This is a genomic window from Corynebacterium sp. HMSC064E10 (assembly GCF_001812505.1).
Classification (GTDB): Bacteria; Actinomycetota; Actinomycetes; order Mycobacteriales; family Mycobacteriaceae; genus Corynebacterium; species Corynebacterium amycolatum.
Genome location: NZ_KV809173.1, coordinates 987,448 through 1,004,835, shown reverse-complemented (window position 1 = coordinate 1,004,835; position 17,388 = coordinate 987,448). Strand labels below are relative to the sequence as shown.

The 17,388-nt window shown below is 58.7% G+C and carries 12 protein-coding genes; 8 read left to right on the top strand and 4 right to left on the bottom strand.

All coding sequences use genetic code 11. The annotated features are described in order from the left end of the window. Positions 1–37 precede the first annotated feature (37 nt). The 3 genes from rplQ to HMPREF2860_RS06205 all read left to right on the top strand — a co-directional run bounded on the left by rplQ (position 38) and on the right by HMPREF2860_RS06205 (position 3,898). Positions 38–514, top strand: a complete 477-nt coding sequence (gene rplQ, locus HMPREF2860_RS06215; RefSeq protein WP_038627680.1) for a 50S ribosomal protein L17 — start codon at positions 38–40, stop codon at positions 512–514. 313 nt (positions 515–827) lie between these two features. After that, positions 828–1,697 carry a tRNA pseudouridine synthase A gene (locus HMPREF2860_RS06210; RefSeq protein ID WP_049180801.1) on the top strand — a complete coding sequence of 290 codons (870 nt, stop codon included), beginning with the start codon at positions 828–830 and terminating at the stop codon, positions 1,695–1,697. Between the two features lie 59 nt (positions 1,698–1,756). Continuing rightward, positions 1,757–3,898, top strand: a complete 2,142-nt coding sequence (locus HMPREF2860_RS06205; RefSeq protein ID WP_070628673.1) for a DUF6541 family protein — start codon at positions 1,757–1,759, stop codon at positions 3,896–3,898. Between the two features lie 589 nt (positions 3,899–4,487). Here HMPREF2860_RS06205 and HMPREF2860_RS10885 read toward each other — a convergent pair. Then, on the bottom strand, positions 4,488–5,642 hold the full coding sequence (locus HMPREF2860_RS10885) for a hypothetical protein (protein ID WP_083309506.1): 1,155 nt from the start codon (positions 5,640–5,642) through the stop codon (positions 4,488–4,490). 115 nt (positions 5,643–5,757) lie between these two features. Between HMPREF2860_RS10885 and eccB the strand changes: the two genes are divergently transcribed. Then, a complete protein-coding gene (gene eccB / locus HMPREF2860_RS06195) occupies positions 5,758–7,200 on the top strand; it encodes a type VII secretion protein EccB (RefSeq protein WP_070431969.1) in 1,443 nt (480 codons plus the stop codon). On the opposite strand, the gene mycP is transcribed toward eccB, so the two are convergent. Both mycP and eccD read right to left on the bottom strand, forming a co-directional pair. After that, positions 7,159–8,397, bottom strand: a complete 1,239-nt coding sequence (gene mycP, locus HMPREF2860_RS06190) for a type VII secretion-associated serine protease mycosin (RefSeq protein ID WP_222867342.1) — start codon at positions 8,395–8,397, stop codon at positions 7,159–7,161. The two genes, eccB and mycP, sit on opposite strands and share 42 nt — an antisense overlap. Before the next feature lie 14 nt (positions 8,398–8,411). Next, the gene (gene eccD, locus HMPREF2860_RS06185; protein WP_224786682.1) at positions 8,412–9,827 is read right to left on the bottom strand and encodes a type VII secretion integral membrane protein EccD; all 1,416 of its coding nucleotides are present in this window, start codon (positions 9,825–9,827) and stop codon (positions 8,412–8,414) included. A gap of 247 nt (positions 9,828–10,074) precedes the next feature. Here eccD and eccCa point away from each other — a divergent pair, with 247 nt between their 5' ends. Continuing rightward, positions 10,075–13,848, top strand: a complete 3,774-nt coding sequence (gene eccCa, locus HMPREF2860_RS06180) for a type VII secretion protein EccCa (protein WP_070628671.1) — start codon at positions 10,075–10,077, stop codon at positions 13,846–13,848. Next, complete coding sequence (locus HMPREF2860_RS06175) at positions 13,848–15,236, top strand: type VII secretion-associated protein (RefSeq protein WP_049180787.1); 1,389 nt, start codon at positions 13,848–13,850, stop codon at positions 15,234–15,236. Before eccCa ends, HMPREF2860_RS06175 begins: the two co-directional genes overlap by 1 nt. 18 nt (positions 15,237–15,254) lie before the next feature. Here HMPREF2860_RS06175 and HMPREF2860_RS06170 read toward each other — a convergent pair whose 3' ends face one another. After that, complete coding sequence (locus tag HMPREF2860_RS06170; RefSeq protein WP_070628670.1) at positions 15,255–15,848, bottom strand: Type 1 glutamine amidotransferase-like domain-containing protein; 594 nt, start codon at positions 15,846–15,848, stop codon at positions 15,255–15,257. A 47-nt stretch (positions 15,849–15,895) separates the two neighbouring features. Here HMPREF2860_RS06170 and HMPREF2860_RS06165 point away from each other — a divergent pair, with 47 nt between their 5' ends. Both HMPREF2860_RS06165 and HMPREF2860_RS06160 read left to right on the top strand, forming a co-directional pair. Further along, the gene (locus HMPREF2860_RS06165; protein ID WP_070628669.1) at positions 15,896–16,606 is read left to right on the top strand and encodes an ASCH domain-containing protein; all 711 of its coding nucleotides are present in this window, start codon (positions 15,896–15,898) and stop codon (positions 16,604–16,606) included. A gap of 396 nt (positions 16,607–17,002) precedes the next feature. Then, positions 17,003–17,329, top strand: coding sequence for a WXG100 family type VII secretion target (locus HMPREF2860_RS06160; RefSeq protein ID WP_005510029.1), 327 nt, complete (start codon positions 17,003–17,005; stop codon positions 17,327–17,329). Positions 17,330–17,388: the final 59 nt, after the last annotated feature.

Below are 17,388 nucleotides of genomic sequence, written 5' to 3'. Positions count from 1 at the left end.
TTCACCGACGCGACTTCATTAAAACGAGGAGATACCTATGCCTACCCCTAAGCAGGGTTCCCGTCTCGGCGGCTCCGCTTCGCACCAGAAGAAGATTCTGGCCAATCTCGCGAAGCAGCTCATCGAGCACGGCAAGATTAAGACCACCGACACCAAGGCCAAGCTGCTGCGTCCGTACGTTGAGAAGCTGATTACCAAGGCAAAGCGCGGCACTCTCGCAGATCGCCGCAACGTTGCAAAGCTGCTCAACGACAACTACGCAGTTAAGAAGCTGTTCGACGAGATCGGTCCGCAGTTCGCTGATCGCGACGGCGGCTACACCCGCATCATTAAGCTGGGTAACCGCAAGGGCGACAACGCCCCGATTTCTCTGATCGCTCTGGTTGAGGAAGAGACCGCAACTGCTGAGGCAACTCGCGCAACTCGCGCCGCTGCTTCCAAGCAGGCTGAAGAGGCAAAGGCCGAAGAGGCCGAGGCTGAGGCTGCTGAAGCTGAGGCTGCAGAGGAGGAGTAAATCCCCTCGCCGACGGCTTTTGGCCGTCACAGCTTTGAACCCCCGTCGAGTAGTTCATATCTGAACTCTCTACCGGGGGTTCTTTGTGCTTGACGACGGCGCACAGCGCCCGACCCCAGTTCTGTCTCCGGTTACACCGAAGATTACGTACCAACATTGGGAGCTGTACGGAGGCCCTTCGGTGGAAACTGGTGATTTTCTAATCCGGGGTCGCGGCTACAATCTGTTAACCGTGACATCACTTACGCCAACGACTCCGGATACCCCGTGCGATTCTCCCGATCGTGCCGCTACGGGGAGTACCGCCTCCGACCTGGTTCGGTTGCGTTTTGACATTGCCTATGATGGGACAGATTTCCACGGTTGGGCTGCTCAGCGCGATAAGCCTACGGGAGAACCGGTGCGGACTGTGCAGGCGACGTTGGAATCCACTCTGGAGAAGGTGTTGCGCACTCCAGTGCAACTGACTGTGGCCGGTCGTACAGATGCCGGCGTTCATGCCTCCGGTCAGGTGGCTCACGCAGATGTTCCTGTCTCTTGTTTAGACACACGTTCTATCGCAGGGGACCCGGGTAATTTGGTTCGTCGTGTAGCGCGACTATTGCCCGCGGACGTGACGCTTCGGGGCGCCTCGTTTGCGCCCCCGGGTTTCGATGCCCGCTTTTCCGCGTTACGTCGGCATTATGTCTATCGTGTCACTAGTTGCGTCAGTGGCCCGCTTCCTACCCGTGCTCGCGATACGGCCCACTGGCGACGGTCAGTGGATATCGACCGTATGCAGGTGGCAGCTGATGCTCTACTGGGGCTCAATGACTTCGCCGCTTTTTGTCGACACAAGCCACATGCCACAACCACTAGAGATTTACAGCGGTTCCAGTGGTTCGACGTATCTACGCGGGAAGAACCGGAGCTGTACGAGGCCCATGTGACTGCCGACGCGTTCTGCTGGTCTATGGTGCGCTCACTGGTAGGGGCCTGCCTTAGCGTCGGTGAAGGGCGGCGTGAGGTTGGATTCACTGAACAGTTGTTGAGTGAAGAGAAGCGTTCCCCGTTGGTCCCGGTGGCAGAGGCGCGTGGGCTCAGCCTGGTAGGTGTTGATTACCCCGCCGATGCTGATCTGGCGGCCAGGGCGGAGCAGACCCGTGAGCGTCGTGATGCCCGGACAGATGTGGACGAGGCTTAAATGTACAAGCTCTCGGTAAAATTCCCTGAAGAAAGTGACCGTAGGAGGAGTGTTCGGTAGTGGTGTGGGCAATTGTTAGCTTGGTTGCGCTGCTCGTAATCCCCGGCGCTGTTGTAGTGCGAGCCAGCGGCGTTCGTACACCGTGGGCGCTGGCCCTCGGTCCTGCGGTGACGTTTGGTATCGCAGGCACCGCAGGGTGGGTGCTCGGCGCTATCGATGTGCGCTTCACCTTGGTCAGTGCGTCTATCTGCTGCGCCGTGACATTACTTCTCGCGCTGTGCTGGCGTGGCGGCAGCGCTTTGATTCGGCGACGGCGCGGTGGTGTCAATCGCTCGGTGTCGGCCGAGGCGCAGCCGCTCGCCGCAAGTCGATGGCGCGAGTTGGGTTATGGGCTAATCGCAAGTGTCGGGGTCATCATCGCAGCGGCGGTTCTCACGTGGACCGCTATCGGCCGCATCGCTTCAATGTCCGAGGGGATGGCGACCATCCAGCAAGGCTGGGACACACTCTGGCATGCAAGTGTGCTCCGTTCGATTACGGAAGATGGCATGGCCTCGGCCACTAGGATGGGCGAGATCCAGAATGTGGAAACTCAGGCGGTGTCCTACTATCCCGCCGCATGGCATGCGTTCGGTGCGCTTTGGGTACTGATTGTCCGTCTACCAATCACCGAGGCGGTCAATTACCTCGGCATTATCATTCCGGCCGTGACCATACCCACGGCTGCTGCGGCGCTGACCTGGCGAATTATTGATCGCCAAAAGCTGTCCACCGCCGTTGCCGCGGGGGTTGCGGCGCTTGTTTCCGCAGCGCTTCCGGTATTGATGCCCGTCGGGGTCTTCGTGGGGGCTTGGCCGTACCAGGTCTCGATTGCGCTAGCGATTACCGTTTTTGCCTTTGCTACGTCGCTCCCACACGCACCTCAGCGCATCTTGAGCGCCGCTCTTGCAATAATCGGTATCGGAGAGCTCCATCCGGCATCGGTGCCTACAGTTGTTATGCTCGGTGCAATCTGGTGGTTGTGCTACCGCCTGCCGCGTCCCGCGCATCCTGAACTGGGTGCGGTTCGCGCCAAGCTTTACGACGTCGCGGTGATTGCAGCCGCCTTTGTGCCAGCAGTGGCAGTTCTACTGCCGCAGTGGCTTACGGGAACTTCTCAGACCGAGGATGTGCGCGCGGTTAGCGCTGAAGTAGACGACCTCGATCGTTTCGATGCGTGGTATCGAGGCGCCACAATGCTGACTCGCCACACTGAGGAATTCCGGCCGTTCTGGCCAATTATTATCCTCGGTTTCATCGGAATGGCGGTTTTGGTTTTCGCAGGTACTTCGCGCCGACGGGTGTGGGTAGTACCGGCCTGGTTTGTTTCGGTGTTGATGACGACCCACGCGCTCAATCATTTTGGTGGCATGCCGGGCGATATTCTCGCGTTGTACACGGAGCTTCACTATTCCACGCCTCACCGGTTGGTGATGGTCACCGCGTATCTGTATTCCGCGTTTGCGGGTATCGCCGTGGCGTGGGGCTGCGCGTGGGCGGCTCGAATTAGTGAGTCAAAGGTGCCATCGACGGGGTGGGTTCTGGGGTTGAGCTTAGCGACGGTGAGCTCTGCTGTACTCGTCGTCTATGGAGTGGCGTCTAATGCTAGCGCTGCAGATTTCGCCTACAAGAGCCCTCGAGAATGGCAAATCATTTCCAATGCTGACCTGAAGGCATTTGATTGGTTGGCCGAGCAGCCGGAGGCACATAAGTACCGCACGTTTACGAATCCGCCGGAGGGGTCCAGCTGGATGTACGCTCGCAATGATCTGCCGGTAGTGTTCCCGCACTATGACTGGCCAGTTGCGAATAAGTGGACTGCCACCTCAATGCTGTATTGGCACGCTGATTACCTCGGTTTTCCAGACCCCGATCGGCCGGATGGGGTGAACGATGTCGACCGCTCAGCCCGAAAGCTGAACGTGGGATTCATCTATTTGTCACCCCCGGGTATTTGGGATTCCAAGGAGGATTTAGAGTTTCCTGGTGAAGGGCTCTGGGTAGCTCCAGGGGTAACCCCTGTTTATCGAGATAGGGAAGTAACCATCTTCGCTTTCAATGATGTGATCACGCCAGAACGCATCGACGAGATGCGAGCTAGTTCTCCGGAAGTAATTCCTCCCTCGGCTACTAGGGGATGGAGCGATGGTCGGGTAGGTTAGGACACCATGCGGATGAATAAATTTATGGCAACGATCGCAGCCGGTGTGATGATGACTTTCGCGCTGGCCGGATGTGGAGACGACGAGCCGGCTAAGCCGGAAGTCTCGAATCGCTCCGTCAGTTCTTCCGCAAAGACTAAATCCTCGACTCCGCCGAAACCGACTGAGGAGTCGACGAAATCGACAGAATCAGAGACGCCGACGGAGACTCCTGCAATCACCCAGGTCAATGATGCGGATTACACTCCGGCGGACGGCCCAAATACTCGACTCTTTCAGTTGGAGGATGGCACGACACGTTGTTTCCTCAACGATTTGAGCGGTGACGCCTACTTGGCCTGTCAGGTGAATCTTGCCAATCCTCCGATGGTCGATGACGGCACGGGGAACGAGGTTCCCGCCAATGCTGTGTCCTGGAATCCGGGAGGAGTTACTTACGAGGTCCTTACTTTCCCGCCGGCGGGTGAGATGAAGACGCTGCCAGCGAATTCTCAGTTGAGCGCATTCGGATACAGCTGCGCGGCCTATGGCCCGTCGACTCTGGAGTGCTCGGGACCAGCGGGCGCTGCCACTATCGACAATGGCAATGTCACCGGTGCACAGATGCCGAAGGAGGATGTGCCTCCTGCAGCAGGCGGTCAGCCGGGTGGCCAAGAAAATGGTGCTCCGAATGACCCAGCGCAGCAGGGTGAGCCTGACGGCTCCCCGGCGCTGGGCGGTCTGCCAGATTTGGGCGCGTTGATTCCGGGACTGAACCGCTAGTTGCCCGCATAGCCAGTGGCTGCAGTTCATCGGTAGTGCGGGAGGTAGATAGCGTCCAGGTGAATTCGCCCATCACCAGTCGAGGGCATGAAGCTGGCATTTCCGATGCTGCTGCCGTGGGCGAACCTGCACGACTGACCTCGATGATTCTCGCGATTCCCGTACGCAGGTCGGGCTCATACTCTTCGACGACAACCACATCGACGGTGTCGTCTCCAGCTCGCGCGAGAAGTACTGCGCCCAGATCAAGAGCCACAGTAAAGAAATGTGGACGGGACGTGCGAATTCCTACTCGATAGCCGAGCGAGAGCATTCCGATGAGCAACTCACAAATGTCCTGATTTCCGCAGTCGACCTCCAATCGGGGAAGGTTCGCGGGACACATTGTGATGGTTTGTCCACTGCTCCCGACCCCTATGACCTGCGCTGGACCATTAGTGATAGCGACGTCACGTTGTCGGCTTAACCACAGGTGCGGTTTGCGCCCCAACGCCGCCACATGATGAGAGCGTCCAGTGCGGCGCAGCTGTACTACCTCCGCAGAGCTCTCAGTCAGAGCACACTCCTGTGCCGTTAATCGCCGTACGCGAATGCCAAGGGTCCCCAGCCTGTGGATGAGGAAGCGTAGGGCTTTGTCAGTGGAGGCTTCCACCGGAAGAGTTGCCACCAGATGTGTCCAGGGCTCAGGGGTTGTGCCGGAGCGTTCGGCCGCTCGGAAGTAGCGGTGCGCATGCTCTCCGCGGATTTCCGGCGCAATGTGATAAAAACACAGCGCATCCAGGGTCACTGGGCTGTCGTCGGCAAGCGAGACGATATCCGCAGCGCTTAGCTGGCTACGCAGACCTGGTGTGAGACGTAGTCCGATGAACTGTCCTGGTTCGGTGCGTCGCAGCCGGTCGCGAAGGCTGTGTCCGCGCACAGGGACATGCGCGCCTGCAGTGATGATTATTGCTGTAATGAGCAGCCACAATGACAATGGCATGTGAAAATCCCCCCCAATATGTTCCCCACTAAAATTCCCCTGGTCGCACAGTAGCGCGGCCTGGCTTACTCTGCAGGGTAGAGATTATTTGGGGGAATAGTTTTGGGGGAAACTCATGCCACGTACACCGACCACGCCTAGCCAGGTCAGCGGTCATCGATTCTTGATTCGTCGGATTGAGCATGCGCTTGTGCGTGCGGATTCGCGAATGCTGCACGACCCTCTGCGCACGCGAACCCGAGCACTGTTTATCGGCTGTGCGCTGGTGGTTTTACTGGCCGCCGGTACTGCGGTGCTGTCGTTGGTGCGACCGCAGGGCGGTTCTAGCTCCAATGAGCAGCTGATTGTCGTGTCAGGGTCGGAGGGCCTACATGTACGTGTCAATGGTCGATTGCATCCAGTCGCGAATCTCGCATCGGCGCGGTTAATTTTGGGCAATCCTGCTGAGCCGAAACGGGTGCGCAGTAGCGAGTTGGACAAAGAGGACATCAGTTTTGCTGTCGGGATTGAGGGCGCACCAGCAGTTCCGGCCACGCCGGCAGGCTCTGGGGCCTCGGGAGCTGCCAAGACGGGCAGCGTAGGTGCGCCGGAGCTGGCACTGTCTTTATGCGAGCGGACGGTGCAAGACCTCGGGCAACCGTGGATTGTTGCAGAGTCACTTGCGCGTCTTGAGGAAGTACGTGGGGAACCGCAGCAGCTTACCCGGACCCACTCGGACAGTGCCGTTGTTGCCGATGGCCAAAACCACTGGCTGATTACGCAGGGCTACCGCTCGCGGTTGGATATTAACCATCCGGAGCACGCCGCTGTTTCTCGAGCGCTGGGGTTGGAGCGCTCTGCAGTCCGGCCTGTCACCCCTGCATTGCTCAGAACGATTCCGGAGGTTCCGATTCTGGCCGCGCCAGCAATTCCAAACCGCGGCGCACCCACACACTTCGCCACCCCATTCGACACAGTCGGCAATGTGGTCGAGGTCGGGCAGCGGCGCGTTATCGTGCTTGACGACGGTGCCGCGATTCTCTCCCCGGTGCTAGGAGAGCTATTAGCTGCGCATAGTCCAGTTCTGCAGGCCAGTGAAGGGCAGCTGGCGGCAGTTCCCGTTGCGAATGCGCCAGTAGTCCCGGGACTACCTGAAAAGCCGCTGACGTTTGCCGATGCTGATGGCTGGCTGTGTACCGGCCGGATAGCAGGACGGCCGCAAGCTCTCGTGCAGTGGTCGCAGCATGCTCCGGAGGGGCGGCACGTGGATTACCCGCATGCCGACGGTTCGGGTGTGGCCGTCGACGGTTTCGTGGATGGTCGCAGCCGTGAGCGCAGCTCGATCGCAGTAAGCGTAAATGGGGCTGTACACGTCATTTCGCCAGAGGGAATGCGCTTTGCTGTGCACGATCGCACGACGTTGGCTGCTCTCGGGTTTAATGCATCATCCAACGCCGACAGCGGTGGTACGCGGCCAGTGGACTGGGAAGTTCTGGCCGCGTTGCGTGGAGGCCCTGAGCTGAGTAAGCAGGCGGCGCTAGGGCCGCTGTCTGGGGCGCGAGAGCAGCCAGGCACCTAGGCCCAGTGCGCATATCAGGAGCAGCCCAGTCGCCCGGAGCGGTGCATTGCGCTCCTGCGAAGAAAGCAGATCTGGTGGAGCCGGCGCGGCAGCGGGATTGGCGGCGTGCTGCGCGGCGGTGTCCGCAGTGGTCCAAATCAGAGCGTCATACGGTGCAATGATGCCGCGGCCAAGGCCAAGCCCGGAACTAATTGGGCTCGCGGAATTAAGGATGATGTCGCGAACCTGTGCTGGGGAAAGCTCTGGGTTTCGTGCCAGCAGCAGGGCAGCCGTTCCCGACACGGCTGGCGTGGCAAAACTGGTGCCGGCGATTTGCTGAGCTCGGGTGTTATCCCCGGACCCGAACACGTGGCGGTCTATGAGGCCGGTAGGGGTGCGCGGATCGGGACCGAGTACGGGACCGCCGGGAGCGGAGACATTGACCCATTGTCCCGTGATTGCATACTCCGCGGGTTGTGCTTGGCCAGCATCGTCGAACTGTACTGCTGATACTGCGATTACCTCCGGCAGGACTGCGGGCCACGCTACGGATCCGGCCTGACAACTATCGCCCTTATTTCCTGCCGCTGCGACCACTACTGCGCCTGAGACTTCCGCACGTGCGACGCTCTCGGCAACATCCGTTGCACCTTGGGGCATTACACCTGCCGGGGCACACGATGTGAGCGAAATATTGATAACCCTCGCGCCCTCCGCGACGGCCCTGTCGATAGCTTGTGCCAGCGACTCCAAATTGCCTTCGCCATCGGCCGTTTGTCTTATCGACAACACGTGCGCGTCGGGCGCCAGTCCCGCAAAACCATCGGCACCGGGCCGGCCTGCAATAATGCCGGCTACTAGAGTTCCGTGACCGTCGCAGTCTACGAACCCGCTGTCGCCGTCGACAAAATCGCCACCGTCGAGAACCTCGCCTAGGCGCTCATTGGGTGAGACCCCGGTATCGATCACCGCCACCGTAATCCCCGCACCCGTCGTCAGTTGCCATGCTTGGCGAAACCGAAGAGTTTTTTCGATCACTGTCGGTTCACGCAGTGCGCTTTCCGACGACAGCATCGTGGCCACGCAGTCCTGGCTGTTCTGGGCAGCCGCTATTGGTGCGATGCCCGACGGTGCTACTGCGGTGGCCGCCGTCAACGTGGAGATAAGCACCGTGGAAAGTGCGGTCGTGGCGGTGAGACGGGTTTTTATGGCATTCATGAAAAGTGGGTTTTTCACTGGAAGAACCCACTTACGAACTCAGGGAATTCGGCAATGATGGCCGCAATGGGCAGAATGACGGCGATGCTGCAGGCCTCGGTTAGCTCAGCTATGCGGCGCGTTGTAGGTGAGATGCGTGACGCTGGAAATGCGGCTAAGGCGGTGGCTGCAAGCATTGGGACGACAAGGCCAGCGGAAACTGGCCAATTGCCTTCGAACCACTGTTGAAAGGCGACAGCCACAATGACGGCAAGACCAGCTAAAGCAGTGCAGGTGGAAGCTACTTTCCGGGCTTGGCCACGGGAGTGAATTGCACAAAAGACTATGACAGCAGCAGCCATGCCCAGAGGCCACCACCTGTTCGCATAGGCTCCGGAGAAAAGTACCACCAGGGTGAAAATGCTGAGACTTCCGGTGCCACTGCAGAGGATGCCGTCGAGAATCCAACCCGCTCGCTTAGGTGCGTTGTGGGATATTTCGGGAGTTTCGCTGTCATCGAAGCTCTCTCCGGCGGCAGGGACTTTGGGTACGCGAATACCGGCAGCCTTGATAGCCAGGGAAGGTGCCAGCAGTATCAGGATGACTGCACTAGCAGCGGTGAGTGCTCCTGATTGAACCGAGTTCTGGAAAAGTGCGACAGCCGCAGCGTAAATACCGAAGGTAACTGCAGCGCTGAGACTCGCGGCGCCCAGGGTAACAGTGATGCGGTTGTCGCCGTCGTCGGTGTTGGAAATGAGAAAAACCAAACCGGTGACGGCAAGCGCGACGCTAATCGCAGCAGTCGGCGGCCAGTCGGTGAGTATGCGGTGTAGGTCGAGGCCAACGAAGCAGAGCCCCGAAGCGGTGCCCAGAATGAGCACTTGCAGCTCCAGGGACATGACAATCGCCGGTTTTGCGCTACACAACAGAGCCAGGCGCAGTCCACCGGCTACTGCCAGCAGTGCGATGAAGCTGATTGCCGCGGCCAGTGTGGAATCGGTACTGCTCAAGCTCAGTGAGGCAGCTGCAATTGAAGCTGTGGCTACGAGGGCGGCGGTACAGCCAACAACTAAATCAGCCGTACCGATACCGTCGGTATAGGTGGTGTCGGTAATAGCATCGGCGGCATCGAAGAGCCGAGGTTTGGGCACGGGCCCTGGGTCGTTGATAACAACCAGGCGTTCGCCTGGCGCAATACCGGCATCGTTCAGGGTGTCGTCGGCAAGCAATATCGTGCCGGCGGCGGTCCGTAGCTGCCACTGTGCCAGCGGGAAGTCCGCAATGTCGATATCGAAAATTTGCAGGATATCCGGTACGAGTGCGGCGATTGCGACGTTGGTCGGTAATGCAAGGTCTGCGTGTGCTCGGTTGGCGTCTTCGGGCATGTGTGCGGCATCAATGCGCACGCGAATGAGTTCCCCCAGCATGTATTTCCCCCATGAATTCTGCATGCTTTAGTCCCTCTAGAGTGGCGTACAACTCGTTAGAGCGCTACTCGGGGTAGTAACTGCGCGTGCCCCCGCTAACAGTCTCGGCCATGCGCTGCGAGAATCCGGAGTGTGTTTTAAGCTATGTGCACACCGATTGGTCGGGGGATTGGCCGTCGAGTGAACACAAGGGGCGACACATAGCGGGGGGATTTTTGTGACTAGTGCACGGGCGGGGATTTCGGCTACCCGAAAAGCGGTGCCGCAGCCTATGACGGGCACAATCGCGCCGGATGCGCCACCGGAAGCGCCGGAGCCACAGCCGGTGCCGCTGATGCGTGCACTCATGCCGTTGATCATGGTCGTGGCGGTGGTTGGCATGGTGGTGTTGATGTTTGTCTCTGGGATGGGACGTAACCCGATGTCGTTTATGTTTCCGCTGATGATGGTGTTTTCCACTGTGGGCATGATGGTGTCGGGCGGGGCGGGAAATAAGGACATGGCACCGGCGCGGAAGGACTATCAAAGGCATTTGTCCAGTATTCGCCGGGCGGTGGCGAAAGCAGCGAGGATGCAGCGTGAATCGGCGCAGTTTATCCACCCTCGGCCTGGAACTCTGTGGCAGCTGGGGGCGATGGGGCGGGCGTGCGAACGCCGAAAGGGGGACCCGGATTTCTTGCAGCTGCGCATCGGGGTGGCAACGCAGCAGCCTACAACGCCTGTGACACCGCCGGCAATTCCGGCGCCCGAGAAACTGGATCCGGTTTCCGCCGTAGCACTGCGGGAAGTTATTCGATCGGCTCGTCAGGTTGAGGGAGTGCCCTTTGCCATAGATGTGTCGGCCTTTGAGATTATCGCCCTCACTGGAGATACCGCGGCGCAGGGGCTGGCTCGAGCGATGGTCGCCCAAGCCGCTGCGCTGCATCATCCGGAGGATTGCCTGATTGCGGTTGTGGGAGATGGGTGGGAATGGCTGAAATGGACACCACACCACGGACACCCCTCAGTTACTGATGCCTGTGGCTCAGCGCGGTTTCGGGCAGCGACGTGTGCGCAGCTGACGGAGCTGCTCACGGCTATCGACACACTGCCAGCTGCAGTGCTGATTGTGCTGGCGGATTCGAGCGGACAGCTCGATGTCACTGAACTGACACCGATTTTTGACGCGGCAGGGTCGGAGACCTCGGTAGTTCTGCTGACCGTCGTGGAGGCGCAGTCAATGTTGTGGGAGGCCGCGGTTAACCATGGCATCGCGCTGGCCGTTTCCACCACTACTGTGCATGCGGAAACCGCGTCCGGAAGGGAGGAGATTGGTGTACCTGATCAGCTGAGTCCAGCAGAAGCGGAGGTTCTTGGGCGGAGCTTGGCGCGTTTTGAAGTGCCAACAAGCGCAGATGATTCTGTTAAGACCTCGGAAGATCCGGTTATGGAGGAGCTCGGGTTGTATCCGCCTCCGACAACTCTGCGCTACCGACCGCGCTCTGGCAGTGCTCGTCTGCGTATTCCCGTTGGGGCTGATGACGGCGGCGCGCCGGTCTATCTGGATTTTAAGGAGAGCGCCGAGGGCGGCATGGGCCCACACGGTCTGTGCGTTGGTGCCACAGGATCGGGTAAGTCGGAATTCCTCCGAACGACCGTGGTAGGGCTCGCAGCCACACACAGTCCGGATCAGTTGAACTTTGTGCTGGTGGACTTCAAAGGCGGTGCGACGTTTCTGGGACTGGATCAATTGCCTCATGTCTCGGCGGTGATAACCAACTTGGAGCAGGAGCTTATCCTGATCAACCGCATGGAAGACGCACTGCGCGGTGAGATGACGCGGCGCCAAGAGCAGCTACGCGCTGCGGGGAATTTCGCCGGTGTCAGCGACTATGAACAGGCCCGGCGCGCTGGGCAGATAGATGCGCCACCTATGCCCGCGTTGCTGATTGTGGTGGATGAGTTTTCGGAGCTGCTCTCCGCACGCCCGGAGTTTGCCGAGCTCTTCGTTGCGATTGGTCGGTTGGGGCGCAGTTTGCACATGCATTTGCTGCTGGCCAGTCAGCGTCTGGAGGAAGGCCGCTTGCGCGGGCTGGAAAGCCATCTTTCCTATCGCATTGGGTTGAAGACCTTTTCCGTCGCGGAGTCCCGCAGCGTGTTGGGTGTTCCGGACGCCTATCATCTGCCGGCCATCCCGGGCATTGGGTATATCAAATCTGCTGCCGCCGAGCCGGTGCGTTTTCGGTCGGCGTATGTTTCCGGCCCGGTGGTCCGTCCGCAGCCTGTTGACGGTGCGGCGGCTGGGGCAGAGCAGGGGCTGCAGGGGCAGGTCGCCGCTGTCGCTGAATTTACCGCTGAAAATTGGACGCGGGAGGCTTTCGGTGCGTCGTCAAGCGATGGTGGAATGGTGGATCCGCCTGTGCAGACATCGGAGCAGACGGTGCTCGGTGCCGTGGTGGCAGCGGTATCGCACGTACCGACACGTGCGCATCGCGTGTGGCTGCCACCATTACCGGAGGCCATCGAGTTCCAGCCCGACGAGCAGCTGCCGCGACAGCGATTGACCGGTGTGATTGGACTGGTGGACAAGCCGCTGTTTCAGCGCCAAGACCCACTGCGTATTGACCTGCGCACAACCGGCGGGCACGTGGCAATCGTCGGAGCTCCGCGGTCAGGAAAGACCACTGCTGCACGCACAGCGGTCCTCGCGCTTGCCGACGGCATCAGCGCCCGTGACCTGCATTTTTATATCGTTGATTGTGGTGCGGGCGGCTTGAGCGACCTGGCTGAGTTGCCGCATGTCGCGTCGGTTGCACACCGCGGAGACGAGGAGCTTATTCGCCGTACGCTTGGTTTTTTGCGTCGTGAGGTAAGTCGTCGGGAACAGCTCTTTCGCACTAATGGATGGCTCTCGTCGGAAGTAGCACGGGCGGCAGGGCAGCCAGATTCAGTGTTGGTCATTGACGGCTGGGGTGCGTTCAAAACGGAGTTTCCGGCGCTGAGTGACGATGTGCAGGCGCTGGTTGCAGATGGATTGGCGGTGGGAATTCATGTCCTGCTCACAGCCCATCGGTGGACGGACATGAGACCTGCCGTTCGCGACCTGATTGGTACTCGGATTGAGCTGCGTCAGGCGGAGTCGATGGATTCAATGATTGATCGTAAGGCAGCGGAGCTGGTGCCGGAGAGCCCAGGACGTGGGGTCGCGCCGGGCGGCTTTGCGATGTTGGTAGCTCTCACCGGTGCTGCGGACACCAAGCGGATTGTAGAGACGGTGCCACACGGTGAGCAGGCGCCCAAGCTCCAGTTGTTGCCGCGGCGGATTGATATTGCGCGTTTGCCGCGACCAGCGGCCGCGACGAGAGGTGCGATTGCAGTGGGTCTCGAAGAAGCCGGTCTGGGCGCGGTGATATTCCACCCCGAAAAGGATCGCCACCTACTGATATTCGGTTCGGCGGGCAGTGGCAGAACCGCCGCGCTGAGGGGCATCGTTCACCAGCTGCGGTACTCGCAGTCGGACTCGAAATTCGTCGTGATTGACTACCGTCGTGGGCTAATGGAGGCCGTGCCCCAAGAGCGGCTGGCCGGCTATGCAGGCTCGGCTGCGGTGGCGACGCCCATGCTGGCGGAGCTGGCAGAGGTACTGAAGGCTCGTCTCCCGCAACCGGATATCACTCCAGCGCAGTTGAAGGCCCGAAATTGGTGGAGTGGTCCAACCATCAATGTCATCGTGGATGACTATGACCTCGTGGCTGGCTCACGGGGTAACCCCTTGCAGCCGCTGGCAGAAGTCATCGCTCACGCCGCCGACATTGGGCTCAATATCTTTTTCGCCCGTCGAATCAGCGGGGCGTTGCGTTCCCTCCACGACCCGGTCATGGGTGCGGTTAAGGATCAGGGCGCCAGCGTCTTTGTTATGGATGGCACACGCGACGACGGCCCCATCCTCGGCGTAAAGCCCTGCGAACAGCCGCCGGGTCGTGGCTATTGGGTGGCGCACGGCCAGAGTCCGCAGGTTGTGCAGTTGGGTTTGTTGGATACTGCTGGTGACCAGGAGGACAGTTGATGATTCGGGTCGATTCTCCTGACACCACGCAGACCCCGACGCTGCGCCACGGTACCTGGCATCTGTGGGGACTCGCGGCACCTGCAGACACCACAGAACTGGCTGTGCATGGCCCTAGACCGCTTCTCGAGAGCATGCAAACAGTCATTGTGCCCAGCTATTGGGGTGCTGTGCGACAGTGCCGGCTGGCCTCCGCGCTATTGGCTGCCGAACTCAATCCGTACATTCTGACGCTTGCCGACGCCGTTGTGGAACTCGATGAGGCAACTGTGTCTCATAGCGTGTTGGTGGAAGTAGAGGAAACGCGTGTCTGTGTCACTCGTCTGAGCGGTGGGCACATTGACAGTCGGATGACACATTTGGTCGGAGCGAACGACAGCGCACCGCTGGTGGAAACAGTTATTGCGCTGGCTTATCAGCTGACCATGTATCCGGATGTACCCCAGGGGATACCTGATGATGTGGAAGTTAGCGGTGGGCGCGGTATTACCGAGTATCCGCCTCGCTGGCAGGAGGATATTGAGTTCATCGTCGGCGAAGTTCCACCTGGGCTAGCGAACCCGCGGCGAGCTCTACTAGTCGATCGTCTGCGCGACCGTGGGTTTTTGGTCTTCGACTGTCCAGCCTCGCGGCTCGGGGAGTGCGTAAATCCGGCCTGGTTGAAAAGCATCGGCGACGCTGAAGCCGGTGAAGTGGAGCAATTGGAGGATCTCGCGGGGAGGCATCCTGCAGCCAGGGGAGAAGCCAGCGCAGTGTCGAATCAAAGCACAGTTGTGTCAGTAGCTGCCGTTGGTTTGTTGACGGTGGTGGTGCTGATTGTTGGGATTGCTGCATGGCTCATTAGTGGCGGCATAGGCAGGGAGAACGAGGGGAGGCAGAAGCAGCGTGAGACATCGCACGCACAGGCTCCTCCTGTAACTACGCCACCTGTAACTACGCCTCCACCCACATCGAAACCGGTTCCCGATTCTGCTCCAGTAGTCATGCTGGCCAATGCAGGCGTGGAAGCTCGATTTCCCGGCGGGTGGGAGCTTGATTCGGCAAGTCCGTTCGACCGTCTGATTGCGGTGGATGGCGGAGATATGCGCGTATTGGTGCTCGCTAATCCGCTTTCGCAGGACATGGCGCTTGAACATCTAGCAGCAGCTTTGAGTAGCTCCGTTGCCGGGGATGAGACAAAGTCCGCGCCGGAACGCAGGCAAGTACTGGGCACCGATGTCGTAGTCCTAGAAGAGCGGCTGCCGTCAGGTAATTCGATAGTGCTCTGGCATCACAAAGTGATGGACGGAACTCAAGTCAGTGTGGGGTGCCAGTTCAGAGGAAGGACTATTGCGCCGGTACGGCCCGTATGCGACCAGGCAGTAGTAAGCGCTCGGCCGGTGCCGTAATACGCAAGTGGGGGCAACCTAGATAAGCACTGAACCCCGCTCATCAACTACTAGCGCTTGACCGTCTCTCAGCAAAAGAAGATTCCACTTTCGCCCGTACTCTTGCACAGTCCGACTAATGATGTCTATAGAATACGGACCGGTCGTTCCTTGGGCGTGAGGAACTACCACATATTTAGTGAGATTAAGTCCGGTGTAGTTCGCAAGCTCCGGAGCTGCTGAAGGATCATCCATCACCGTTGCTGGCTCAGTTGAGGGTCCGGCAACAATAGCCCCAGCAGAGCTTCCTGCATACAACTTTCCATTACGCACGGCGTCAGTAAGAAGCTGGTCCGCTCCGGTAGATTTCAGCGCCTGGAGCAAACGGAATGTTTCACCACTCGCCACATAAACGCAATCAGCTTGCTCAAGCTCATGGCGAAAAACACTCAGTGGTGTCTCTGACAAAGTAAGAGTCACCAGCGTTTCCGCCACATCGCTAACCGCTTTTAACTCTTCCTGAGCAAATGGAGCCTGTCGCATTTCGACTGCCGCGTCATCTATATAGAGAATTCTTCCAGTCAAATACATGGCGAGATCAGGATGCAGGTAAGAGAAAAGAAGTAACTTCATAGAACTCAAGTTATCGTCTAGCGTTTGCAGCTACTACCTTTAAATGGATGATTTCTAACAAACTTCGAAATTTGCTAGCTGAAGCAACTACTCATGTACAGCGCTACCAAGACGGAGGAGACCACACAGTAGCCGCAGCCCTCCTTACCGAGTCGGGCAAACACGTCCTAGGTTTGAACGCATTTCATTTCCTTGGTGGTCCTTGCGGCGAAGTCTCAGCTTTGGCCAACCATGCTGCTAGTTATCCAGAGGACCCCATCCAAGCAGTAGTCGCCGTATACGGACCTACTGGTCAAGTTGTTCCTCCTTGCGGTAAATGCCGCCAGGTGCTTTTTGATGTTAACCCGTCTATTCGGTGCATCGTGCGCGGAAGTAATGGACTTGAAGCACCTACCGTGGGAGAGCTTTTGCCGTTCGCATTTGACTGGCGGGACTTGGAAAAGGAACAGCGCATTTACATGTGGGAAGGCTACGAGGAATTAATTCGTAGCGGAGAAAAGCAACAAACCATTCGGGTAGATGATCCTTTTCGTGAAGGAAGCGCTCAAATTGTCTTCGAGAAAGAATCTGGAGAGGTCGTCACTATTCCTGCACAGGTCACGTCAGTTGTCTCCACCCGGCGAAGCGAATTGTCGGAGGAGCAAGCCAAAAATGACGGTTTTGGTTCCCTCACTGAGCTTCAGGAAGCGCTAGATACTCACTATCCCGGATTAGCTGCAGATGATGAAGTCGACGTCGTAGAGTTTAAACTCCAGTAGTTCAAACAAATTAACTGCCTTCGGGGGGCATCACCCCCCCGGATCATCTTCAGACAGGGGCGGGAATAAGCCATACCGAAGCCAGCGACTAGTTCCACTGTCCTTTCAGACGGAGGGAACGAAATTAAACATAACCAGCCCAATCGGGTGGACAGGCTATGAATCTTCGGCGCCCTGTGGTGGAACTGCTAACAACGTAATGGGCGTAGAGAAGATGACTCGGGAGGTGGCGGGGGTAGGTAGGGGTAAAGGTCGGAAAACCAAAATGGAACCGAATCGGGGTTTTTCGCGCCAAACAATATGACGGGTTTTTTAACGCGGGAAGCTGGCTGGCTCGCGCGGGGAGGTAAAAATGCCGTCGTTAATCAGTCACTCAACACGAAAAAGGGGGAAACAGTGGCAAACCTATTTGCAGCCGAATCAGATCAAATGACCACTACCGCAGGGGACGTCGATGGCGTCAACTCGGAAGTACAGGGCGAGCTGGGGCGCATTCGAGGCGTCGTGGACGGTCTGGCGGGGGAATGGAAGGGCCAGGCTAAAGACAGCTTCGATGATCTGATGCTTCGTTGGGATGACGCAGCTATGCGTCTATCCAATGCGCTGACGGATATTGCGGATAACATCCGCGCAAATTCCAGCAGCTTCGATGCGGGCGAGGACGAGGGGGCGTCGTCGTTCAAGCAGGTGGCAGCAGCGGGTGCGTCGTTGCTGAACCTCTAAACGTTTTGTCGGATCGCACAATTACAACACTGAATCACACAACACACATCACCTTTTGG

Bases quoted from the DNA above. Each gene is read 5' to 3' on its own strand.
- rplQ (WP_038627680.1), top strand. From the start codon at position 38: ATGCCTACCCCTAAGCAGGGTTCCCGTCTCGGCGGCTCCGCTTCGCAC.
- HMPREF2860_RS10885 (WP_083309506.1), bottom strand. From the start codon at position 5,642: ATGCCATTGTCATTGTGGCTGCTCATTACAGCAATAATCATCACTGCA.
- eccB (WP_070431969.1), top strand. From the start codon at position 5,758: ATGCCACGTACACCGACCACGCCTAGCCAGGTCAGCGGTCATCGATTC.
- mycP (WP_222867342.1), bottom strand. From the start codon at position 8,397: ATGAATGCCATAAAAACCCGTCTCACCGCCACGACCGCACTTTCCACG.
- eccD (WP_224786682.1), bottom strand. From the start codon at position 9,827: ATGCAGAATTCATGGGGGAAATACATGCTGGGGGAACTCATTCGCGTG.
- eccCa (WP_070628671.1), top strand. From the start codon at position 10,075: ATGACGGGCACAATCGCGCCGGATGCGCCACCGGAAGCGCCGGAGCCA.
- HMPREF2860_RS06175 (WP_049180787.1), top strand. From the start codon at position 13,848: ATGATTCGGGTCGATTCTCCTGACACCACGCAGACCCCGACGCTGCGC.
- HMPREF2860_RS06170 (WP_070628670.1), bottom strand. From the start codon at position 15,848: ATGAAGTTACTTCTTTTCTCTTACCTGCATCCTGATCTCGCCATGTAT.
- HMPREF2860_RS06165 (WP_070628669.1), top strand. From the start codon at position 15,896: ATGATTTCTAACAAACTTCGAAATTTGCTAGCTGAAGCAACTACTCAT.